The 22,238-nt window shown below is 53.0% G+C and carries 17 protein-coding genes; 8 read left to right on the forward strand and 9 right to left on the reverse strand.

Annotated elements, in window-relative coordinates:
• Positions 1-81: 81 nt before the first annotated feature.
• Positions 82-2,025 carry an exoribonuclease II gene (locus tag GW579_RS03510; RefSeq protein ID WP_152326261.1) on the forward strand — a complete coding sequence of 648 codons (1,944 nt, stop codon included), beginning with the start codon at positions 82-84 and terminating at the stop codon, positions 2,023-2,025.
• A gap of 670 nt (positions 2,026-2,695) precedes the next feature.
• Here the strand turns inward: GW579_RS03510 and cbl are convergent.
• Both cbl and GW579_RS03520 read right to left on the reverse strand, forming a co-directional pair.
• Entirely contained in the window at positions 2,696-3,649 is a 954-nt protein-coding gene (gene cbl, locus GW579_RS03515) for an HTH-type transcriptional regulator Cbl (RefSeq protein WP_152326262.1), read from the reverse strand.
• 184 nt (positions 3,650-3,833) lie between these two features.
• Positions 3,834-4,778: a 2-hydroxyacid dehydrogenase gene (locus GW579_RS03520; RefSeq protein WP_152326263.1), complete on the reverse strand. Its 945-nt coding sequence runs from the start codon at positions 4,776-4,778 to the stop codon at positions 3,834-3,836.
• Between the two features lie 215 nt (positions 4,779-4,993).
• Between GW579_RS03520 and glgX the strand changes: the two genes are divergently transcribed.
• Positions 4,994-7,276 (forward strand): glycogen debranching protein GlgX, encoded by a 2,283-nt coding sequence (glgX, locus tag GW579_RS03525; RefSeq protein ID WP_152326264.1) that lies wholly within the window; start codon positions 4,994-4,996, stop codon positions 7,274-7,276.
• Positions 7,277-7,291: 15 nt separating this feature from the next.
• Here the strand turns inward: glgX and GW579_RS03530 are convergent, their stop codons facing one another.
• Positions 7,292-7,906, reverse strand: a complete 615-nt coding sequence (locus GW579_RS03530; protein WP_165057590.1) for an FMN-dependent NADH-azoreductase — start codon at positions 7,904-7,906, stop codon at positions 7,292-7,294.
• 122 nt (positions 7,907-8,028) lie between these two features.
• On the opposite strand from GW579_RS03530, the gene GW579_RS03535 reads away from it, so the two are divergent.
• Positions 8,029-8,931, forward strand: coding sequence for a LysR substrate-binding domain-containing protein (locus GW579_RS03535; RefSeq protein WP_165057592.1), 903 nt, complete (start codon positions 8,029-8,031; stop codon positions 8,929-8,931).
• Between the two features lie 5 nt (positions 8,932-8,936).
• Here GW579_RS03535 and apbE read toward each other — a convergent pair whose 3' ends face one another.
• Positions 8,937-9,986: an FAD:protein FMN transferase ApbE gene (gene apbE / locus GW579_RS03540; protein ID WP_165057594.1), complete on the reverse strand. Its 1,050-nt coding sequence runs from the start codon at positions 9,984-9,986 to the stop codon at positions 8,937-8,939.
• Between the two features lie 106 nt (positions 9,987-10,092).
• Complete coding sequence (gene smrA, locus GW579_RS03545) at positions 10,093-10,659, reverse strand: DNA endonuclease SmrA (RefSeq protein ID WP_152326268.1); 567 nt, start codon at positions 10,657-10,659, stop codon at positions 10,093-10,095.
• Positions 10,660-10,872: 213 nt separating this feature from the next.
• Here smrA and GW579_RS03550 point away from each other — a divergent pair, with 213 nt between their 5' ends.
• Both GW579_RS03550 and GW579_RS03555 read left to right on the forward strand, forming a co-directional pair.
• The gene (locus GW579_RS03550) at positions 10,873-11,688 is read left to right on the forward strand and encodes a mannosyl-3-phosphoglycerate phosphatase-related protein (RefSeq protein ID WP_165057596.1); all 816 of its coding nucleotides are present in this window, start codon (positions 10,873-10,875) and stop codon (positions 11,686-11,688) included.
• Positions 11,689-11,807: 119 nt separating this feature from the next.
• Positions 11,808-13,028 carry a glycosyltransferase family protein gene (locus GW579_RS03555; protein WP_152326270.1) on the forward strand — a complete coding sequence of 407 codons (1,221 nt, stop codon included), beginning with the start codon at positions 11,808-11,810 and terminating at the stop codon, positions 13,026-13,028.
• A gap of 88 nt (positions 13,029-13,116) precedes the next feature.
• On the opposite strand, the gene GW579_RS03560 is transcribed toward GW579_RS03555, so the two are convergent.
• On the reverse strand, positions 13,117-14,142 hold the full coding sequence (locus tag GW579_RS03560) for a TerC/Alx family metal homeostasis membrane protein (protein WP_152326271.1): 1,026 nt from the start codon (positions 14,140-14,142) through the stop codon (positions 13,117-13,119).
• A gap of 437 nt (positions 14,143-14,579) precedes the next feature.
• On the opposite strand from GW579_RS03560, the gene GW579_RS03565 reads away from it, so the two are divergent.
• Entirely contained in the window at positions 14,580-15,335 is a 756-nt protein-coding gene (locus tag GW579_RS03565; RefSeq protein WP_013575564.1) for an FNR family transcription factor, read from the forward strand.
• Positions 15,336-15,490: 155 nt separating this feature from the next.
• Positions 15,491-16,450: a universal stress protein UspE gene (gene uspE / locus GW579_RS03570; RefSeq protein WP_152326272.1), complete on the forward strand. Its 960-nt coding sequence runs from the start codon at positions 15,491-15,493 to the stop codon at positions 16,448-16,450.
• 73 nt (positions 16,451-16,523) lie between these two features.
• On the opposite strand, the gene pntB is transcribed toward uspE, so the two are convergent.
• Both pntB and pntA read right to left on the reverse strand, forming a co-directional pair.
• Positions 16,524-17,915 carry a Re/Si-specific NAD(P)(+) transhydrogenase subunit beta gene (gene pntB, locus GW579_RS03575; RefSeq protein ID WP_152326273.1) on the reverse strand — a complete coding sequence of 464 codons (1,392 nt, stop codon included), beginning with the start codon at positions 17,913-17,915 and terminating at the stop codon, positions 16,524-16,526.
• 10 nt (positions 17,916-17,925) lie between these two features.
• The gene (pntA, locus tag GW579_RS03580; protein ID WP_165058698.1) at positions 17,926-19,455 is read right to left on the reverse strand and encodes a Re/Si-specific NAD(P)(+) transhydrogenase subunit alpha; all 1,530 of its coding nucleotides are present in this window, start codon (positions 19,453-19,455) and stop codon (positions 17,926-17,928) included.
• A 537-nt stretch (positions 19,456-19,992) separates the two neighbouring features.
• Here pntA and ydgH point away from each other — a divergent pair.
• The gene (gene ydgH, locus GW579_RS03585; protein WP_152326274.1) at positions 19,993-20,946 is read left to right on the forward strand and encodes a DUF1471 family protein YdgH; all 954 of its coding nucleotides are present in this window, start codon (positions 19,993-19,995) and stop codon (positions 20,944-20,946) included.
• 91 nt (positions 20,947-21,037) lie between these two features.
• Here ydgH and GW579_RS03590 read toward each other — a convergent pair whose 3' ends face one another.
• Positions 21,038-22,150 carry a dipeptidase gene (locus GW579_RS03590; protein WP_165057598.1) on the reverse strand — a complete coding sequence of 371 codons (1,113 nt, stop codon included), beginning with the start codon at positions 22,148-22,150 and terminating at the stop codon, positions 21,038-21,040.
• Positions 22,151-22,238 lie beyond the last annotated feature (88 nt).

Raw genomic sequence — 22,238 nt, forward strand, 5'->3', positions numbered from 1 at the left:
TGCCGCTTGCCCGCAGGGGCTGAATCGCGTAAAACTGTCTGCCGCTAATCGAGCCACATTAACCCTAATTCTCTGGACGATATGTTTCAAGATAACCCGCTGCTCGCGCAGCTAAAACAGCAACTTCACTCTCAGACTCCACGTGTCGAAGGCATCGTGAAAGGGACTGAGAAAGGCTTTGGCTTTCTTGAAGTAGACGGTCAAAAAAGCTATTTCATTCCGCCTCCGTACATGAAAAAAGTCATGCACGGTGACCGCGTAATCGCCTCGCTGCAAACCGAAAAAGAGCGTGAAGTCGTCCAGCCGGAAACACTGGTTGAACCTTTCCTCAGCCGTTTTGTAGGCCGCGTGACGAAAAAAGACGACCGTCTTTCTATCATCCCCGACCATCCTTTATTACGTGATGCGATCCAGTGTCGCGTTGCGCGCAACATCAATCACGAAGTCAGTGACGGCGACTGGTGTGTGGCAGAAATGCGCCGCCACCCGCTGAAAGAAGGCGATCACAGCTTCCAGGCTGAAATCACTGAAAGGATCACCACCGGCACTGATGATCTCGCGCCGTGGTGGGTCACGCTGGCCCGTCATAATCTCGAACGCGAAGCGCCAAAATCTGATATCGCACAACTGCGCGATGAAGGCCTGACCCGCGAAGATCTGACCGCCCTGCCATTTGTGACCATCGACAGCGGCAGTACACAGGACATGGATGACGCGCTGTATGTGAAAGACAACGGCGACGGCACCCTGCTGATGACCATTGCGATTGCAGACCCGACGGCTTACGTCAGTGAGGGCAGCGAACTCGACAATATTGCTAAAAAACGCGCATTCACTAACTACCTGCCGGGCTTTAACATCCCGATGCTGCCGCGTGAATTGTCTGATGATATCTGCTCCCTGTGGCCAGATGTGAGCCGCCCTGTTCTTGCGTGTTCTGTTACGCTGGGCACCGATGGCGCACTGGGCAGTGATATTCGTTTCTTCGCCGCCACCATCGAATCAAAAGCCAAACTGGCCTATGACGATGTGTCCGACTGGCTGGAAGCCAATGAGAAAAGCGCATGGCAACCGGCCAGCGATGTGATTGCTGATCAAATCCGTCTGCTGAAACGCGTCTGTGACGTGCGCAGTGCATGGCGCACCGAACACGCGCTGGTGTTTAAAGATCGTCCTGATTACCGCTTCGTACTGGGTGAAAAAGGCAACGTACTTGAAATCGTCGCTGAGCACCGCCGTATCGCTAACCGCATCGTTGAAGAATCCATGATTGCCGCCAACGTCTGTGCCGCTATCGCCCTGCGCGACAGCCTCGGTTTTGGCGTTTACAACGTGCACACCGGTTTTGATCCGCTGCTGGTTGAAAATGCGGTTACCGTGCTTGCCGCCAATGACCTTGAAGCCAATGCTGAAGAACTGCTGACGCTGCCCGGTTTCTGCGCCCTGCGCCGTAAACTCGATGCGCTGCCAACGCAGTTCCTCGACAGCCGCATCCGTCGTTTCCAGACTTTCGCAGAAATCAGCACCACGCCGGGGCCGCATTACGGTCTGGGACTGGAAGCTTACGCGACCTGGACATCACCAATCCGTAAATACGGCGACATGGTGAACCACCGTCTTCTGAAAGCGATGATCCTGCAACAGTCTGCTGAGAAACCTCAGGACGACATGGCCGTTCAGCTGGCCGAACGCCGCCGGGCGAACCGCATGGCCGAACGCGACGTCGGTGACTGGCTGTATGCGCGCTATCTGGAAGATAAAGTCGGTACTGATGTGAAATTCAGCGCTGAAATCATTGATGTGACCCGCGGTGGTCTGCGGGTGCGCCTGCAAGACATCGGCGCGGTGGCGTTCATCCCTGCTCCGTTCCTGCACAGCGTACGCGACGAGCTGGTATGCAGTGCAGACACCGGCACCGTGCTGATTAAAGGCGAAGTCGCCTATCGTCAGAGTGACATCATTGACGTAAACATTGCGGAAGTTCGCATGGAAAATCGCAATGTGATTGCTAAGCCTGCCGTCTAGGTTTCGCTTTTAGCGGACGGAAAAAACCGGTCTCAGTACCGGTTTTTTTATTCCCTCAGAATATTTTTCACTTGCAGTGATGACAAAATCTTGGGTTGCCACTCAAACTGGCCAAAGTTCAACACCGTGGGCATCGGCCCACACCGACTTGGGGGGCGGCCTATCGCCGCCACCCCCCAAGCCCCCCCGGGCTCTTTCACTGCGCGCTATCGCAGGCTCGACGGACTTGTCCTGGTGCATTAGTGGATGGCGCAAATCCAGGTGCTTCGCACTTCCTTCTCTCGGTCTTCGAGCCACAGGTCTCGAAGCCGCTCCGTTCAGCTGAATTTTGGTCACGCCAGTCAACCTTTTTAAAAGATGAAAAACAGTCTGCCGTTGATTTTGAGATCGTGCGGGCGATTCAGAAAGCTTGCTGAATGAGAGGTTGCAGACCTGAGGCTGCAATCCCGAAATGAAGGCACCGCGCAGCGGCAAGATTTCCAGCCTGTCTCTGCGGTACCTGAAACATAGCCAGCGAGCGATAGCGCGCAGTTAAAGAGCACGGGTGTCCAGAGGGCGCGCGCGTTAACGCGCCCTTTGGGCCAGTTTGGGCGGCGAGCCCAAGGTCTTGAAGTTGAGAGTTGAGAGTTGAGAGTTGAATTATCAGGCGCCCGTATGACGCCTCATACCATCAAATCTGATAGTCAATCACCGGCTCATCCCCTACCGCAAACACCTTCTCCTTGATCTCATTCACCGATAAGCCCGGATTACACAATTCGATAAACCGCCAGACGTAGTTTCTCTGCAATTGCGCCTTTTTAAGCCCCAGCCAGACGGTGTTGCCTTCGAACAGATGCTCGGCGTTAATCAGCTGAAGGCCGGTATCGCGCGCAGCTTCAAAGGCTTTATCCGCCAGGATCCCCACGCCTAATCCCAGTTCGACGTAGGTTTTAATCACGTCAGAATCCTGCGCGCTGAGTACGATATCCGCGCTCAGCGCCGCGCGGCTGAAGGCTTCATCCAGGCGGGAACGCCCGGTGATGCCCTGCCGGTAGGTGATCAGCGGTTGTTCGCTGAGATGCTGCAACGTGACCGGATGCTGCAACGTCAGCGGATGGCCCTGCGGAACCACAATCGCATGATGCCAGCGGTAATACGGGAACGCCGCCACCGCAGGGTCGTTCATCAGTTTTTCGCTGGCGATGGCCACGTCCGCCTGCCCGCTCAGCAACATCGCCAGCACTTCCTGCGGCGAGCCCTGATGAAGTTCCAGCCGTACGCCCGGATAAATCGCGCGGAAGGCTTTGATCACTTTGGGCAGACTGTAACGCGCCTGCGTGTGCGTGGTGGCGATGGTCAGTACGCCGGCGTCTTCTTTCGAAAACACATCAGCCAGACGGCGGATATTCTGCGCTTCGTTGAGAATGCGCTCGGCCACGGCCAGCAGCTCTTTGCCCGGTTCTGTCAGCCCCAGCAGACGCTTGCCCCGACGGATGAAAATCTCAACGCCCAGTTCATCTTCCAGCTCGCGAATATGACGACTGACACCTGACTGAGAAGTGAACAACATGTTCGAGACTTCGGTCAGGTTGTAATTGCATCGCGCGGATTCACGTATAATTTTGAGTTGTTGAAAATTCACCGCTGTCTGCCTCTGTTCTGCCTGAAAGCCCTATTGTTACGATCTGTAGCTATGCCAGACAAATAAGAAAAAGCGGTTACTTATGCTTTTTACGACTATAGCCTGTTCACCGGATTTTCAGCGCCCATAAAAAAACGCCGGCAGGCGGCGTTTTCTCTCATTATCGGGTCAATAAACCGGGGGATTATTCAGGCACCGGCGTCACGACCGGCTGACCTGAAAAAAAGGCATCCAGATTTGACTGCACCAGCGTCATCATATTTTCGACAGATTCCGGCGACCGTCCGGCCACATGCGGCGTCAGCACCAGATTATCCAGCGTCAGCATTTCTGCCGGTACTTTCGGTTCTCCGTCAACCACATCCAGCGCGGCACCGGCGATTTCACGGCGTTGCAGACTGGCAATCAGCGCGTCACTGTCCACCACACTGCCCCGCGAAATGTTAATCAGATAACCGTTTTCCCCCAGTGCTTGCAGCACCTGCGCATTCACCAGTCGCGTGGTATGGGCACCGCCGGGCGTGGCGACAACCAGATAATCCGCCCAGGCGGCCAGTTCTGTGACGCCTGGGAAATACTGATACGGGCTGTTTTCCTGCGCACGGCGGTTGTGATATCCCACGTCCATATCAAAGCCACCGGCGGCGCGGCGGGCAATCAGCGCACCGATGTTGCCCAGACCAATAATCCCCAGCCGTTTACCGGCCATTCCGTCTACGTTCCAGCGCGTTTTTTTCCATTCTCCGGCGCGCACCGCAGCATCGAACTGCGGGATCCGCCGCGTGATTGCCAGCATCAGCGCCAGCGTATGATCCGCAACCGAAGAACTGTTGGTGCCCGGCCCGTGTGTGACCAGAATGCCGCGCTGTTTTGCCGCCGCCACGTCGATATGTTCAAAGCCGACGCCCTGCGCACAGATGATTTCCAGCGCGGGCAATGCCGCGATTTCCGCCGCGCTCACACCAATGGTGCCGATGGTTAAAATGGCGCGGAGGGTTCGTGCGATGTCCGGATCAATATTGGCGCGCTGTTCCGGCGTGGTGGCGAAATGCAGGGAATATCCGGCAGCTTCAAACCGTTCAGGGTAACCCGCATCAAGTTCGATGTGGCTCAGCAAAGCGATGGTCATAAAGGAAATCCTCGGGGATGAATTCTTATAATCACTAGCAGGCTAGCTTTTCATTTTCACTATTGACGAAGCCTCTCGGCTTGTACAGCTTTTCGCGGTTTTCAGGTCAATTTTGCCAGTCCGGTCTACACTCCTTGGTATTGCCTGTGCATGCGCAGACAGGCCTCTTTCGGTAATTTATTGTCAGATTTCCCTGAAACGGAGTGACGTCGAGTATGACAAAGGCCCGATCTGGTAAGACAAGTAAACCCACAGCTACGGCGGACGAAGTCCGCACCGTCCCTTCTCATGCACAGGTTGATATCGCCGTTGACGCTTTGGGTGTCCGCATTATTCATCCTTACAGCGACGGCGAAATTGTCCGCAGCTTCGATTCCGGACACACCACCCGCGTGCGCGAAGGATTGCCCGTCCCGCTCGGCGCAACCTGGGACGGTCTGGGCGTAAACTTTGCGCTGTTTTCTGCCAACGCCACAAAAGTTGAGCTGTGCCTGTTTAATGAAGCCGGTGAGCAGTATGACGTGATTGAACTGCCCGAATATACCGACGAGGTCTGGCATGGCTATCTGCCGGACGCCCGCCCCGGTCTGCTTTATGCTTACCGCGTTCACGGCCCTTATGCGCCGCATGACGGCCACCGGTTTAATCCGGCCAAATTACTGCTCGACCCTTATGCCAAGCAAATTGTCGGCGAACTGAAATGGGACGACGCGCTGTTTGCCTATGACATGCAAAGCGCGAAGAAAGACCTGCATATTGATAACCGCGACAGCGCGGAATTTCTGCCTAAATGCCGGGTCATCGATCCGGCATTTTCCTGGGCGCGTTCGCGCAAACGCCATATTCCGTGGGAAAAAACGCTGATTTATGAAACTCACGTACGCGGTTACACCATGCGTCATCCGGCAGTGCCGGAGCATCTGCGCGGCACATTCTCCGGAATGAGTACGCCGCACATCGTGGAATATCTCCGTTCGCTCGGCGTGACGTCGGTTGAGCTGATGCCAATTCATGCGTTCACCGATGACCGGCATTTGCAGGATAAAGGGCTGCATAATTTCTGGGGTTACAACACGCTGAGTTTCTTCGCGCCGCACCCGCAATATATGGCGACGCACACCGTTAATGAATTCAAGCAGATGATTGCCACCCTGCACGCGGCAAATATTGAGGTCATTCTCGACGTGGTTTACAACCACACGGCGGAAGGCAATGAACTTGGCCCGACGCTCTCGTTCAAAGGCATTGATAACGCCAGCTATTACCGCCTGATGCCGGACAATAAGCGTTATTACATCAATGACACGGGGACCGGCAATACGCTCAATCTCAGCCATCCGCGTGTGCTGCAAATGGTGACGGATTCACTGCGTTACTGGGCGACCGAAATGCAGGTCGACGGTTTCCGCTTTGACCTCGCGACCATTCTCGGGCGCGAAAGCTATGGTTTCGACGAAGGCTGTGGTTTCCTCGATACCTGCCGTCAGGATCCGGTGCTCAGCCAGTGCAAACTGATTGCAGAACCCTGGGACTGCGGCCCCGGCGGCTATCAGGTCGGTGGCTTCCCGCCGGGCTGGATGGAGTGGAATGACCGGTTCCGCGACACGGTGCGTAAATTCTGGCGCGGCGACGAAGGCCAGCTCGCGCAGTTTGCCACCCGCCTTTCCGGCTCGGCAGATTTGTTTAATCACCGGGGACGCAAACCTTATGCGTCGGTGAACTTTATTACCGCGCACGACGGCTTCACGCTTAACGACTGGGTGTCTTACGCGAACAAGCACAACGAAGCCAACGGCGAGAACGGCAAAGACGGCAGCGATAACAACATTTCAGCAAACTACGGCGTGGAAGGCCCGGCGGAGGATCCGGCGATTAATGAACTGCGGCTGCGGCAGATGCGCAATATGCTGGCGACGCTGCTGTTTTCGCAAGGCACGCCAATGCTGCTGGCCGGTGATGAATTCGCGCGATCGCAAAACGGCAACAACAATGCCTATTGTCAGGACACCGATATCGCGTGGGTAAACTGGAATATTGAGGAAAAAGGCCAGTCATTACTGCTCTTCACTTACCGGCTGATTGCCCTGCGCAAGCGTTTTCCGATCCTGCACCGTGGCCGCTTTCTGACCGGCGCGGTGCATGAAAAACTCGGTGTGAAAGACGTCAGCTGGTTCCAGCCGCAAGGGCCGGAAATGACCGATGCCGCGTGGAAAGATCCGCACGCAAAATGCATCGCAATGCTGCTTGATGGCCGCGCACAGCCGACCGGTTTGCTGCGTCAGGGTTCATTAAGCACGGTGTTGCTGCTGTTTAACGCCTCGCATAAAGATGTCGTATTCACGCTCCCGTCCGTGGCGCACGGCGAAGGCTGGCGTCATATTCTTGATACTTTCCAGCCCGATGATGTGAACGAGCATAACTTTGAGTTTGGCCGCGAATACATCTGTACGTCACGAACCGTCGTATTGTTTGAACTGGTAAGCACCGCCAAGCACTAAACCCGGCGCGCTGCTTCAGGCATTCAAAATCTGAAGCAGCGTTTCGCGCCCTTGCGCCAGCCCTTTCTCGCGTCCGATTGCCTGACGGCTCACGCCTTCCGCACGAATAATGTGGCAATCTGCCACGCCCATCAGTTCCAGAATAGAGGCCAGATACGGCTCCTGGAAATCATGCAACTTGCCTTCCTCCGTACTGTAAACGCCGCCACGGGTTGAGGCGATAAACGCTGTTTTACCGGGGATCAGCCCGATGACACCTTGTGGCGTATAGCGGAACGTTTTCCCTTTCTGACAGACCTGGTCGATCCACGCCTTCAGGTTGCTGGGGACCGCGTGGTTATACATCGGCGCGCCAATCACCAGCACGTCGCAGGCCGTCAGCTCTTCGATGGATTGATAAATCCCGTCCAGCTCCGCCTGAAGTTGCGGTGTAATCACTTCGTCCTGCGCGTTGTGCAGCAGGCTCATGGCGGCGGCAGAAAGATGAGGCGGCGGCGTGACGCCCAGATCGCGGTAGGTAACTTCTGCGCCGGGATTACGTGCGCAAAGTTCGGCGACGATCATTGCAGACAGCTCGCGGGAGACAGAACCCGTGATAAACGGGCTGGAATCGAGGTGTAAAATTTTCATCGGGTTAACCTGTTTCAATAAGTTTGTTTGCATAAACACAGGGTAATCGTTGTTGTAATAATGAAAAATACCTAATATCGCAACACATCGTCCCATTATTGCAACGACGGAAGCCTTCACCGATGACGGAAGATCTCAATGACATGGCGCTGTTTGCCGCCGTAGTGAAACATCAGGGTTTTACCGCCGCAGGCCGCGCGCTGGGTGTGTCAAAATCCCTGCTCAGCCGCCGGATTGACGCGCTGGAAACCCGCCTCGGCGTACGTTTGCTGCAACGCACGTCTCGCCATTTCTCAGTCACCAGCGTGGGTGAATGCTACGCGGTTGAATGCCAGAAATTAGTGCAACAGGCGCAGGCAGCGCGGCAGGTCATCGACGATTTGCAGCAAAATCCGCGCGGACTGCTGCGTGTGTGCACACCGGTGATGATGGCGGAAATGGTGGTCGCGCCGCTGATGGCGGAGTTCCTGACCCGTTTTCCCGATATACAACTGGAGCTTCTGGCCATTAACCGGTCGGTGGATTTGCTGGAGGAGAATTTCGACGTCACCGTGCATTCGCACAGCGAGCCGCTCGATGATTCCGGTTTGTACCGTAAAGCGCTCGGCCTGCTTCGTTACGTGCTGGTTGCCAGCCCGGCGTTTATCGCGGCGCTGCCGTCCGTGCCCTCAGCGGATCAACTGAGTTATCTGCCAACGTTGGTGCGCAAAACGCCGTGGGCGGCGGGCCATTGGGAGCTGTCGCATCCGCAAGACGGCGCCCGCAAAGTAGAATTAACACCGAAGATGATCAGCAATAATCTGCTGGTGCTGCGTCAGGCCGCAGTGGACGGATTGGGCGTTGCGTTGCTGCCGGAAATGGCGTGCAAAGAGGAGTTAGCGTCGGGAAGGCTGCACTATTTTCTGCCGGACTGGCAGACACCGCCGTCTGAGATTTCGGCGCTGTATGCCAGCCACAAAGGTCAGTCTCCGGCGTTACGCGTGTTTCTCGATTTCCTGGCGGAGAAACTGCACGGAACCCTGTGAAACGGTTACTCCGGATCTTTCAGGTAGGCTTTGAACTGCGGCGACATGTAGGTTTTGAACGTGTCGCCCTCTTTGGTGATGAGATACACCGCCAGATGTTCTTTCTCCGCCAGCGCCAGCGCTTTATGGGTGCCCAGCACCATCAGGCCGGTGTCCCAACCATCCGCTTCCAGCGCAGTCGGCGCAATTACGGTCGCAGAAACCAGCTTATGGGTGATCGGCGAACCGGTCGCCGGGTCAATAATGTGCGACAACCGTTTGCCGTTCAGCTCATAGTAATTACGGTAGCTGCCGGAGGTGCTGATCCCCATGCCCTGTAAATCGACAATCGCCTGCACCGCCGTCTCTTTGTCCGTCGGTTTCTGAATCGCCACCTGCCAAGGATTCCCCTTCGGATTGTGTCCGCGTGAAACCACCGCACCGCCCACCGACACCAGATAATTGCTGATACCGTTACCTTCAATCAGGCGCGCCAGATGATCGGTGGCGTAACCTTCGCCAACGGTCGAGAGATCGACATACATCCCCTGCAAATCTTTTTGCAGATATTGCCCGTCGCTCTGCTGGATCACTTTCAGATGTTGTAAACCCGTGCGCTGACGGGCATCCGCAATCTGTTCCGGCGTCGGCATTTTCACCGGCTGTTTATCCGGGCCGAATCCCCACAGATTCACCAGCGGTCCGATAGTAATGTCCATTGCGCCGCCGGTCAGCTGACCAATGCGCATTGACGTCACCACGGCATCCGCCATCCCCGCGCTTACCGGTTGTGGTACGTTGCCCTGATACTGATTAAAACGCGATAAAACCGAGTCTTCTTTGTAGGTCGACAGTTCGTGATCATCTTCTTTGAGCTGCGCTTCGATTTGTTCACGCAGCGGGGCTTCCCGGTTTTTATCCACTCCCGCCAGGCTGACACGGTAAAACGTGCCCATGGTTTTTCCTTCAATCACCAGCGCATCTTTAGCATCAGATGCGCCACCATCGCAGGCAGACAGCAGACTCACCGCACACAGCAACAGTGTGCTACCTACATAAACCGGTTTTGAAAACATGAAAATGGCTCAGTTGAGTGCCCGTCGCCGGGCAGAAAAAGTATCAGGACATTAAAGGGTCGCGCTTAAACCACGACGCAACAAAGTTTCTGTCAAAGGTTTCGGGTCAGCGGCTGCGTTTGGCGTGGCGCTCCCAGTTTTCCTGTTTGGCCTGCGCTGTTTTCTTCAGCGCAACGTAACAGGCGCCCGCACCGCCGTCTTTCTGGATTGCCACACTGAAAGCCTGCACGTCATCAAGCTGTTTAAGCCATTTTGCGACGTAGCTGCGCACGATATTGGCGTGGCTTTGGTCATTCCGGCCACGGCCATGAATGATTAACAGGGTGCGTAGATTCTCCGCCTGCGCCTGACAGAAGAAAGCAAAAAGCTCCTGACGGCACTGTTCGACCGGTTTACGCAGCAAGTTCAGGCTGGCCTCCAGCGGATATTTCCCCTGCCGGAGTTTGTCGAGCACGCCCTGCTGTACGCCGTCGTGTTTGTATTCCAGGGGTTCGTCGCACGGCAGGATATTCAGAAAACCGGTGGTCAGCGGATTGTCACGCTTTTCGGCGGCATCTCCGGTTTCCGGTTTGTTCCCTGTGGCTGAGTTCCTGAGGTAGACCACCCGTTTATCCGACGCCAGAGGCTGCACTCCCGCCATTTCCTGACTGAATAAATCATCATCATCGCTCATTGCTTACCTCTTTTTCAGCGGTGGGACCGGAGTAAATTATCCCTGCAAAAGCCCTGCGGGTAAAGCCGGGTCCCGGCTGATGAACACCGGTAAAGAATTCTGAAATGGCCGGATAACCGGTAAAAGTCATTTTTGAATCTATACTTAGCTGCTGGGGCAGAAAACCATTCCGACCAATGCGCTTCTGTAACCCCGTCAAATTGAGGAGAAAAGATGCCGTACCTTGATGATCCCTTGATTATTTTCACAGACCTGGATGGATCACTGCTCGACCATCACGATTACAGCTGGAAACCCGCGCAGCCGTGGCTGGACAAACTGGCTGCCGCGAATGTCCCGTTAATTCTGACCACCAGTAAAACCTCCGCCGAAGTCGCGGCATTACAGACCGCCCTGCACTTAACGCATCAGCCTTTTATTGCAGAAAACGGGGCGATTATCCACCTGCCGCCCGGCTGGCAAACGCAGGAACAGCAACCGGTTCACGTCATGGGTGCCCGTTACAGCGATATCCGTCAGGCGCTGGTCGATTTGCGCCAGCGCTATGATTTTGAGTTTCGCGGCTTTGGTGACGTCACGCCAAAACAGGTCGCAGTCTGGACGGGCTTATCTGAAGCACAGGCTGAACTGGCGATGCAGCGCGAAGCGTCCGAACCGCTGGTGTGGTTTGGTAACGATCTGGATTTTGCACATCTGAAAAAGTGCCTGTCCCGTGAAGGTCTGGCGCTCACGCGCGGCGGCCGCTTCTGGCATGTCATGGGCACCGACGCCGGAAAAGGTCAGGCGGTGCAATGGCTGTCGCAACTGTACCGGCAACAGCGCGGCGTGCCGGTCGCCAGTATCGGGCTGGGCGATGGCCCGAACGATTTATCGATGCTGGAGACCGTGGATTACGCCGTAGTGATTAAAGGCTATCACGAGCATCAGATGCCGGTGAATGACGGGAACGGCTCACAGGTATTTCGTACCACGGAGTTTGGCCCGCACGGCTGGAGCCAGGGGCTGAATCATTTTATTACCCTTCCTTAAAGGAAGGCGTTAAAGGGAAAATTGTTTATTCAATGCCGGGTTTTGCATTGTTTATTGCTCTTTGTTTTACCGATAAGACTTCCAATAATTTTATCTATTCTAAAATTGGAGAATACCGTATGAGCGATTTTTATCAGGATGGTGTAATCACTAATTTTCATAACCTGACTAACCGTAAAGTTGAAGAACTGGAATACGATTTGCAGGTGTTTTCAGGCCGCCGTTCAATGGGATTAATATTACCTTCATTGTTTTCAGAACTTGAAGGCCCGGCGCTGACCCATATTGTTGATGAGTTGACAAAAGTCCCCTATCTGGAAGAAATCGTAATAGGATTAGATCGTGCAGATCGCGATCAGTTTTTATTTGCCCGCGAGTTTTTCTCCCGTCTGCCGCAGCGTCATCGTATTTTGTGGAATGACGGCCCGCGTCTGAAGGCGCTGGATGAAGAGCTGAAAAAAGAAAATCTGTCACCAAATGAACCGGGCAAAGGCCGCAACGTGTGGTTCTGCGCCGGGTATACCCTGGCATCGCGCCGCACATCGGTGGTCGGGCTGCACGATTGTGACATTGTCACCTATAGCCGCGACATGCTGGCGCGGCTGATGTATCCGGTGGCAAATCCGAATTTCCATTACGATTTCTGCAAAGGCTATTACGCCCGTGTGGCGGACGGGAAATTTAACGGCCGCGTCGGGCGTCTGCTCGTGTTCCCGCTGCTTAAATCGCTGCAAATTGTTTATGGTCATTCGGATTTTCTGGAATATCTGCGTACCTTCCGCTATCCGCTTTCCGGTGAATTCGCCATGCGTACGCACGTTCTGAATGATTTGCGCATTCCCAGTGACTGGGGTCTGGAAATCGGCGTATTGTCCGAACTGCACCGCAATACCGCGACGCGCCGTATCTGTCAGGTGGATATCGCTGATAATTACGACCACAAGCATCAGCCAATGTCAGAAGATGACGCCACCAACGGTTTGCAGCGCATGAGTATTGATATCACCAAAGCGCTGTACCGTAAGATGGCGATTCTCGGCGTGAATATCACCAGCGAGTCATTCCGTATTCTCAAAGCCACGTATTACCGCAATGCGCTGGATATGATTGACAGTTTTGAGAATGACGCGCGGATGAATGGCTTGTCGTTTGACCGCCACAGTGAAGAATCCGCAGTGGAACTTTTCTCCGGCGCGATCATGGAAGCCGGTCAGGCGTTTGTGGATACGCCGAGTGAAAAACCGTTTATCCCGAGCTGGAGCCGTGTGCAGTCGGCGTTTCCGGACATGCTGGATCGCATTCATGAAGCGGTGGAAAAAGATAACGAAGGCGACGTGTAACGCTCTGAGGATCCTGAAAACAGAAAAGAAAAACGCTGCGATAGCAGCGTTTTTTTATGGGACTGACCAGCAAATTACGGATTAGAAACTAGGCAGATTCTTTTTTGCCAGGGAAAAGTAAGCTGGCCACAATACCCAGCGCCAGCACGCCCAGAACCACGTAAAGACTGGTTAACGCCTCGATTTCTATCCCGTGATGCCACAGATGATTACTAGAATTCAGCGCCAGTTTTGCTGCAACAAAAAACAGCAGGAAGATCACAGATTTTTCCAGATGCACCAGATATTTACGCAGCGCTTCAAGCACGAAATACATCGTACGTAAGCCCAGCACCGCGAACATCATGGCGGAATAAACAATCAGCGGTTCGCGGCTGACGGCAATGACCGCAGGCACGCTGTCAAAAGCAAACATCAGGTCGGAGATTTCCACAACGGCAATACACAGCAACAGCGGCGTCGCGTAGCGTACGCCCTTCTTCACGGTAAAGCTGAAGCCCTGATTTTCCGGTTTCGCCAGTTCAGCTTCGACCTGCTCGCTGCTGACCAGAAAATGCGGCCCCACCAGTTTCGGGAACACCGGGAAAAAGCGGCGCACCAGACGGTTAGCGATGTGATCCGAGTAATCATCATTCTCTTCATCATCGTTGCCAGCACGCATCATCAGAATCGCCGTCCACAAAATGACAACGGCAAACACCATTTCAACCCACGGCCCCAGCGCCAGGAGGCTGGTGCCGATCACCACGAAAATCCCGCGGAAAACGATGGCGCCGATAACGCCCCAGTAAAGAATGCGATGACGATAACCATCAGGCACTTTAAACCAGGCAAAAATCGCCATAATCACGAACAGGTTGTCCACGGATAACACCTGCTCCAGCGCGTAACCGGTCAGGAACAGGCTGGCGACTTCTTTGCCATGATGGATATACAAAAAACCGGCAAAGCTGAGAGAAACGGCAATCCAGAAGAGTGTCCAGATTGAAGCGCTTTTCAGGCCAATCGGTTTGTGGCTGCGATGCGCGAAGATATCAATCAGCAGCGCGGCGACGGCCACGACAACAAAAACGACGGTCGTTTCGAATGGGAATCCCAGAGAATCAGACTGCATTACACCTTTCCTAAAATTAAACGAAAGCTAAACGAATCTGCGCATTGTATGCGGTTGCGAAGCGAATGGGTATCAAAGTCGTTGGCAGGTGGCATTTTGTGCCATATTCTCGCGCGTTGAATTAAGGGGAGAAATTGATTCCCCACGCCCGCGAATAATTCACCGTCAGAGAATATCCTTAGGTTGCTATAAATTGATTCAGACGGCTAATTCATTAAAATAGAATTATAATTTTCACAGATAATTTGATGCCTTTTTAAATCTCATTGATTCTCAATTCGACTTAATTCCCAGTTCAGATCAAACTATTCCGAAAAAAAACCTGTTTAAAATCGGGGTTTTTTAACATTTCGCTCTTTTCGCTCCATTCAGCTACTTATCACTCGCTGCAAAAGATGTTAAAATTGACCCATATCAATATTGCCAGAGTGACTATCATGATCCCAGAAAAACGTATTATTCGACGTATCCAATCTGGTGGCTGTGCAATCCATTGTCAGGACTGTAGCATCAGCCAGCTTTGTATTCCTTTCACCCTGAACGAGCATGAACTCGATCAGCTGGATAACATCATCGAAAGGAAAAAGCCGATCCAAAAAGGTCAGGCATTGTTTAAGGCCGGTGATGAATTGAAATCCCTTTACGCCATTCGTTCCGGGACCATTAAAAGCTATACCATCACTGAGCAAGGTGACGAACAGATTACCGGTTTCCATCTGGCAGGCGATTTAGTCGGTTTTGATGCCATTGGTGGTTTGCAGCACCCAAGTTTCGCACAAGCTTTGGAAACGTCCATGGTTTGTGAAATCCCGTTTGAGACGCTCGATGATCTCTCCGGGAAAATGCCAAATCTGCGTCAGCAAATGATGCGCCTGATGAGCGGTGAGATCAAAGGCGACCAGGACATGATCCTCCTGTTGTCGAAGAAAAATGCTGAAGAAAGACTGGCGGCGTTTATCTACAACCTCTCCCGCCGTTTCGCACAACGTGGCTTCTCTCAGCGCGAATTCCGCCTGACCATGACCCGTGGCGACATCGGTAACTATCTCGGCCTGACCGTCGAAACCATCAGCCGTCTGCTGGGCCGTTTCCAGAAATCAGAAATGCTGAGTGTTAAAGGCAAATACATTACGATTGAGAATCACGAAATGCTTTCTCAGTTAGCCGGACAGTCTGCCCCCGTTTCTGCCTGACCGTTTTGATTTTCTTCTAATAGATTGGCGTCGGATCATACAAGGAATAATTTGTTGATCCGACTCAATTTCTCCTCTGTCCGATTGCTTAATCTTGGTTTACTCTGTACTTAATACACTGACCGCCGTTCTCTTACAGGTGTTAAGGAGTCCCCATGGCTAAGTATCAGAATTTACTGGTTGCTATAGACCCCAATCAGGATGACCAACCCGCTCTGCGTCGTGCCGTTTATCTGGTGCAACGTAACGGTGGCCGCATTAAAGCCTTCCTGTCCATTTATGACTTTTCATACGAAATGACGACCATGCTTTCGCCTGATGAACGAACCAGCATGCGCCAGAGCGTGATCAGTGAAAGAGAAGAATGGATCAAAGAGCAATGCCACTATTATGTCGATGCTGGCATTCCGATTGATGTCAAAGTCGTCTGGCACAACAAACCTTTTGAAGCGATTATTCAGGAAGTGATTTCCGGAAATCATGATTTGCTTCTGAAAATGGCTCATCAGCATGACCGTCTGGAATCCGTTATTTTCACCCCAACGGACTGGAATTTGCTGCGCAAATGCCCTTGCCCGGTCTGGATGGTGAAAGACCAGCCGTGGCCGGAAGGCGGTAAAGCGGTGGTTGCCGTTAACCTTTCCAGCGAAGAGCCTTATCACGACCCGCTCAACATCAAGCTGGTGAAAGAGACTATCGAACTCGCCAGCCATGTGAATCAGACCGAAGTCCATCTGGTCGGCGCATATCCGGTCACACCCATTAACATCGCTATCGAACTTCCAGATTTTGATCCAAGCGTTTACAACGACGCGATACGCGGTCAGCATCTGATTGCGATGAAAGCTTTACGCCAGAAATTCCAGCTCGATGAAAAATTCACGCACGTGGAAAAAGGTCTGCCGGAAGAAGTCATTCCTGACCTTGCGGAGCATCTGCAAGCGGGTGTTGTTGTGTTGGGGTCTATCGGGCGTACCGGTTTATCTGCGGCGTTTCTGGGCAATACGACAGAACAGGTGATCGACCATCTGAAATGTGATTTGCTTGCCATCAAACCCGATGATTTCGAGTGCCCTATTACGTCGGACGATGACGAAGAAGATGAAGACGAATAACGTCTGAACAAGAGATAAAACAAAGGCCAGTCAACAGACTGGCCTTTTTCATTACTGAATTACCGATGGAGAATTACAGCGCGCGCAGGATTTTCTCTACGCTTTCTTTCGCATCACCAAACAGCATTTGCGTATTTTCTTTAAAGAACAGCGGATTCTGTACGCCGGCATAACCGGTGTTCATCGAACGTTTGAAAACGATAACGTTCTGCGCTTTCCATACTTCAAGCACCGGCATGCCGGCGATCGGGCTGCGCGGATCTTCCTGCGCGGCCGGGTTCACAGTGTCATTCGCACCGATCACCAGCACCACGTCGGTGTCGCTAAAGTCGTCGTTGATCTCGTCCATTTCCAGCACGATGTCATACGGGACTTTTGCTTCCGCCAGCAGCACGTTCATGTGGCCCGGCAAACGCCCGGCAACCGGGTGAATACCAAAACGTACTTTGATACCTTTCGCACGCAGTTTCGCCGTGATGTCGTGAACAGGATATTGCGCCTGTGCCACCGCCATGCCGTAGCCCGGGGTGATGATCACTGAGCTGGCGTTTTTCAGCATGTCGGCCACTTCCTCGGCTGACGCTTCATGGTATTCACCCATTTCTTCCGCATCACCGGTAGAAGAACCGTCAGTACCGAAACCCCCGGCAATCACGCTGATGAACGAACGGTTCATCGCTTTACACATGATGTAGGACAGAATCGCACCGGAGGAACCCACCAGCGCACCGGTGACGATCAGCAGGTCATTGCTCAACATGAAACCTGCAGCCGCCGCGGCCCAACCGGAATAAGAGTTCAGCATGGAAACCACCACCGGCATATCCGCACCGCCAATGGAGGAAACCAGATGCCAGCCGAACGCCAGCGCAATCACGGTCATGATCAACAGCGCAAGCACCTGCAGGCCGACGCTATCGGTACGGACAAACGTCACCATCAGCAGGAAAGAAACAACCAGCGCCGCCAGATTCAGCTTGTGACGATGTGGCAGTGCGAGCGGTTTGGAAGAAAAAATCCCGCGCAGTTTGCCAAACGCCACAATCGAACCGGTGAAGGTCACCGCACCGATGAAGATGCCGAGGAATACTTCGGTCAGATGGATGTTTTCCATCACGCCTTCCATCGGTACAGCGCCGTGGTCCAGATAGCTGTTAAAGCCCACCAGAACCGCCGCCAGCCCCACGAAGCTGTGCAGGATAGCCACCAGTTCAGGCATTTCGGTCATTTCGACTTTACGCGCCAGATAAACACCGATTGCACCGCCGATCACCATCGCGACGATGATCCAGCCCACGTTACCGGAGTCAGGCCCCAGAATGGTCGCGATTAATGCAATGGCCATCCCGGTGACGCCGAAAATGTTACCCTGCTTAGACGTTTCATGTTTTGACAGCCCTGCAAGGCTGCAAATAAACAGAATAGCGGCAACAATATATGCTGCTGTAACTAAACCCCCAGACATATGTTACCCCTTAGTTCTTGCGAAACATCTTCAGCATGCGCTGAGTGACGGTGAATCCGCCGAAAATATTGATACTGGCAATCAGAACGGCAATAAAGGACAGGAAACTGACCCAACCGCCATGACCGATTTGCAGCACGGCACCCACCACGATGATCCCTGAAATGGCGTTAGTGACCGACATTAACGGGGTATGCAATGCATGACTGACATTCCAGACCACGTAATAACCGACCACGCAGGACAGCGCGAAAACGGTAAAGTGGGACAGGAATTCTTTCGGAGCAACATTGGCCAGCCAGCCAAACAGCACGATGGCGACGGCCATGATGATGAATTTGGTCCACGGGTTAGCCGGTTTAGCTTCTGCTTTTACTACAGGTTCAGCGGCTTTCGCAGCTTGTGGCTGGGCAGAAACCTGAATCGGTGGCGCAGGCCAGGTGACTTCGCCGGTTTTCACCACGGTCACGCCGCGCACAACGGTATCTTCGAAATCAATTTCGATTTCGCCGTTTTTCTCTTTGCACAGCAGTTTCAGCAGGTTAACCAGGTTGGTGCCGTACAGTTGCGAAGACTGCGTTGGCAGACGGCTTGGCAGATCGGTGTAACCGATGATCTTCACACCGTTTTCGGTCGTGGTGATTTTGTCGGCAACGGTCAGTTCACAGTTACCGCCGGTTTGTGCTGCCAGATCGACAATCACGCTGCCCGGTTTCATGGACGCGACCATTTCTTTGGTGATGAGCTTCGGCGCCGGACGTCCCGGGATCAGCGCGGTAGTCACGATGATATCCACTTCTTCCGCCTGAGCCGCAAACAGCGCCATTTCCGCTTTGATGAACGCTTCGGACATCACTTTCGCGTAGCCGTCACCGCTGCCCGCTTCTTCTTCGAAGTCCAGTTCCAGGAACTCCGCGCCCATACTTTGTACCTGCTCCTTAACTTCAGGGCGGGTATCAAACGCACGAACGATGGCACCGAGGCTGCCTGCTGCACCGATGGCAGCAAGACCAGCCACACCGGCACCGATAATCATGACTTTTGCTGGCGGGACTTTACCGGCGGCGGTGATTTGCCCGGTGAAGAATCGGCCAAATTCATGCGCAGCTTCAACAATCGCACGGTAACCGGCGATGTTAGCCATCGAACTCAGGGCATCCAGAGATTGCGCGCGGGAAATACGTGGCACAGAATCCATTGCCATCGCCGTCACCTGACGGTCGGCTAATTTTTGGATAAGTTCAGGATTTTGCGCAGGCCAGATAAAGCTGACCAGCGTGGTTCCTGCCTGTAATTTGTCAATTTCATCGTTTTCAGGCGCATTGACCTTCAAAACGATATCTGATTGCCATACATCATCGCCAGTGACGACCGAGGCCCCCGCTTCTTCATACGCGGAATCTTCAAAGCTGGCTAACTTACCGGCACCCTGTTCGATAGCCACCGTGAAGCCGAGTTTGAGCAACTGTTCCACCGTCTTCGGCGTGGCTGCAACCCTGGCTTCATTGGTCAACCGCTCTTTTGGTACACCAATACGCATAGTATTCCCTTCACCCTTTTCATTGATGATTTGTGTCATCGACATAACAATTCAATTACCAGCCTGTCGGTTATATTAACGACCGAAAATCTGTTTTTGCAGGCTGGGTATAACCTACTGAATATCTAATCAATAATCTACGTATCGCAGCGATAGTCAGGCAATTAATAATAAAAAAACTGATAGGGCTCGCAAACCTGCTGCAAACCGTGAGAAACAGGCCTTTATTTCACCTGAGAATCCTATTTATACCGGATCAATCACTCAGGTAAGTCTCACTCTACCCCGCCCGGCGCGGGCATAAAAGTTAGAAAATAGTGAATAATTAACATTTATTTCACTACTTGGTTTATTCATCAAACTTATATAAGTTAGGGGCAGTAAAAAAAGAGGTGTGATATCTCGATACCGCTCGCATTATTGCCATAAATTGCTGAGACACTCAGCATTGTTACATGCAATAATCGGCCGCTAACCTGTTACACATCAAGAATTCAGCACGTTTCAACATTACAGCGCAAGGTGAAAGGATTTTTTATGAAGCTGACAAAAACGATCATCGCATCGGCCCTGTTTTCTATTTCTGCGCTGTCCGCAGCACATGCCGCGCAGGAAATTAGCCCGCAGAAAGCAGCCGCCATCAAGCCTTTTGATCGCATTGTTATTACCGGGCGATTTAACACGCTGGGCGACGCGTCTGACGCCGTTTCCCGCCGTGCCGATACGCTGGGTGCAGATTATTTTTATATTCAAGATACCAATACCACTAACAATAGCGGTAACTGGCGCGTAGTTGCAGATATCTATAAAAAAGATGCGCCTGAAGTCAGCAATGACCCGCACTACCGCGTGATTAACGGCGTTGTAGAGCTTCCGAAAGACGTCGCTTACGGCCTTGAGCCTTTTGATACCGTGACTGTCAGCGGTTTCTTCCGCAGCCAGCCAGACGTGAATGATGCTATTACTCAGGCCGCGAAACAGAAAGGGGCTTACTCCTTCTTCATCGTGCGCCAGATTGATGCCAACAGCGGCGGCAACCAGTACATCACTGCGTTCATTTATAAGAAAGATGCCCCTAAACGCGTTGTTCAGTCTCCGGATGCCATTCCTGCTGATTCCGAAGCCGGTAAAGCGGCGCTGGCGGCAGGCGGTGCAGAAGCGAAGAAAGTTGAAATTCCGGGTGTGGCCTCTTCCGGCAGCCCAAGCCGTTCCGTAGGCCGTTTCTTCGAAACGCAGTCTTCTACCGGTCAGCGTTACACTGTCACGGCAACTAACGGGGCTAAGATTCAGGAAGTGAACGACGTCACCGCAGCTCAGATGGTTCCGTTTGATTCCACGACTTTCACCGGTCACTTCAACAGCACCACCGACGTTTCTCAGGAAGTGGCGAACCGTGCTGCGGCGAAAGGCGCCAAGTTCTACCACATTACCCGTCAGTGGCAGAACAAAAGCGGCGGCAACCTGACCGTGAGCGCAGACTTCTTCAAATAAGTCTGACTATCGCTAAAAAACAAAAGGCAGCCTTTCAAAGCTGCCTTTTTACTTTCTGCAATTCACGTCGCTTCGTGGTTCTCTGCGTACGTTATTTTCCCCAGGTTCTTTCCAGAACGTTAACCCAGTTTTTATAGCAAATCTTCTCCAGCAGCGCCTGCCCGTAACCCGCTTCACGCAGCGCATTCACCAGCACCGGCAAACCGTGCACATCCGACAAGAACGGTGCCATTGACGCACCGTCAAAATCCGAACCAAAGCCCACGTTGTCTTCGCCCAGATGTTCCACCAGATAATCCACGTGGCGCACCATAATGTCGGTGCCGGTATCGTCGCTTCTTTTACCGTCTTCACGCAGGAACGGCACGGCAAAGTTCAGGCCGACGAAACCGTTGCTCTCTTTGATGGCGGCCAGCTGTTTGTCGGTCAGATTGCGTGACTGCGGGCAAATGCTGAACGCATTGGAATGGCTGGCGACCAGCGGCGCATCACTCAGCCCGGCAATTTCCCAGAAGCCTTTTTCATTGAGGTGCGACAGATCAATCATGATGCGTTTCTGATTACAGGCCTTCACCAAACGGACGCCCGCTTCCGTCAGCCCCGGACCGGTATCCGGCGAGGTTTGATATTTGAACGGGACGCCGTGACCGAAGAGGTTCGGACGGCTCCAGACTGGCCCCAGCGAACGCAACCCCATGCTGTAAAGCACATCCAGATTATATAAATCCTCATCTATCGCTTCGGCTCCTTCAATATGCATAACCACAGCTAATGCATGGTTATCTATTGACTGACGAATTTCCTGCGCCGAGCGGCAAATTTTCACCTTTCCTTGCGACTGTTCTTCAATTCTGAGCAAAAACGCCATCATGCCAAATGTGACATCGCGTGCAAAATCGAAAGAAGGTGTCGGAGAAAAATCAGGATGTTTTTGAGTACCTTCCGCAAGGAATCGCGTGTCGACTGAGCGATCAGGCACGCTATTTGCTAGATCAATATCTGGAGTGGGTACCCACGCGGCGAACAGCCCGCCGGCAAAGCCCGCTTCACGACAGCGCGGCAGGTCTAATTGTCCGCTGGCGGGTCCCTGAAGGAATGCGCGTTCAGGATTTTGACGATGTTCTTTCCAAAGCTGTAGCAAAACATCGTTATGTCCATCAAATACTGGCATTAATTCTTCAGTTCCGTGCGCTACGTTATTCATAAAAAAGGTCTACCTTTGATTAAGCATGACTAAGACAACGGAGATTTGCTCAGACGAAGTGCATCATCTGCGAACGATTGCACCAACT

It is taken from the genome of Rahnella contaminans (assembly GCF_011065485.1).
GTDB classification, from domain to species: Bacteria; Pseudomonadota; Gammaproteobacteria; order Enterobacterales; family Enterobacteriaceae; genus Rahnella; species Rahnella contaminans.

Coding starts and splice junctions, on each gene's coding strand:
- pntA (WP_165058698.1), bottom strand. CDS start 19,455: ATGCGTATTGGTGTACCAAAAGAGCGGTTGACCAATGAAGCCAGGGTT.
- ydgH (WP_152326274.1), top strand. CDS start 19,993: ATGAAGCTGACAAAAACGATCATCGCATCGGCCCTGTTTTCTATTTCT.
- uspE (WP_152326272.1), top strand. CDS start 15,491: ATGGCTAAGTATCAGAATTTACTGGTTGCTATAGACCCCAATCAGGAT.
- GW579_RS03520 (WP_152326263.1), bottom strand. CDS start 4,778: ATGACCATCGCTTTGCTGAGCCACATCGAACTTGATGCGGGTTACCCT.
- GW579_RS03550 (WP_165057596.1), top strand. CDS start 10,873: ATGCCGTACCTTGATGATCCCTTGATTATTTTCACAGACCTGGATGGA.
- GW579_RS03565 (WP_013575564.1), top strand. CDS start 14,580: ATGATCCCAGAAAAACGTATTATTCGACGTATCCAATCTGGTGGCTGT.
- GW579_RS03530 (WP_165057590.1), bottom strand. CDS start 7,906: ATGAAAATTTTACACCTCGATTCCAGCCCGTTTATCACGGGTTCTGTC.
- apbE (WP_165057594.1), bottom strand. CDS start 9,986: ATGTTTTCAAAACCGGTTTATGTAGGTAGCACACTGTTGCTGTGTGCG.
- smrA (WP_152326268.1), bottom strand. CDS start 10,659: ATGAGCGATGATGATGATTTATTCAGTCAGGAAATGGCGGGAGTGCAG.
- GW579_RS03555 (WP_152326270.1), top strand. CDS start 11,808: ATGAGCGATTTTTATCAGGATGGTGTAATCACTAATTTTCATAACCTG.
- GW579_RS03590 (WP_165057598.1), bottom strand. CDS start 22,150: ATGAATAACGTAGCGCACGGAACTGAAGAATTAATGCCAGTATTTGAT.
- GW579_RS03510 (WP_152326261.1), top strand. CDS start 82: ATGTTTCAAGATAACCCGCTGCTCGCGCAGCTAAAACAGCAACTTCAC.
- GW579_RS03560 (WP_152326271.1), bottom strand. CDS start 14,142: ATGCAGTCTGATTCTCTGGGATTCCCATTCGAAACGACCGTCGTTTTT.
- GW579_RS03535 (WP_165057592.1), top strand. CDS start 8,029: ATGACGGAAGATCTCAATGACATGGCGCTGTTTGCCGCCGTAGTGAAA.
- glgX (WP_152326264.1), top strand. CDS start 4,994: ATGACAAAGGCCCGATCTGGTAAGACAAGTAAACCCACAGCTACGGCG.
- pntB (WP_152326273.1), bottom strand. CDS start 17,915: ATGTCTGGGGGTTTAGTTACAGCAGCATATATTGTTGCCGCTATTCTG.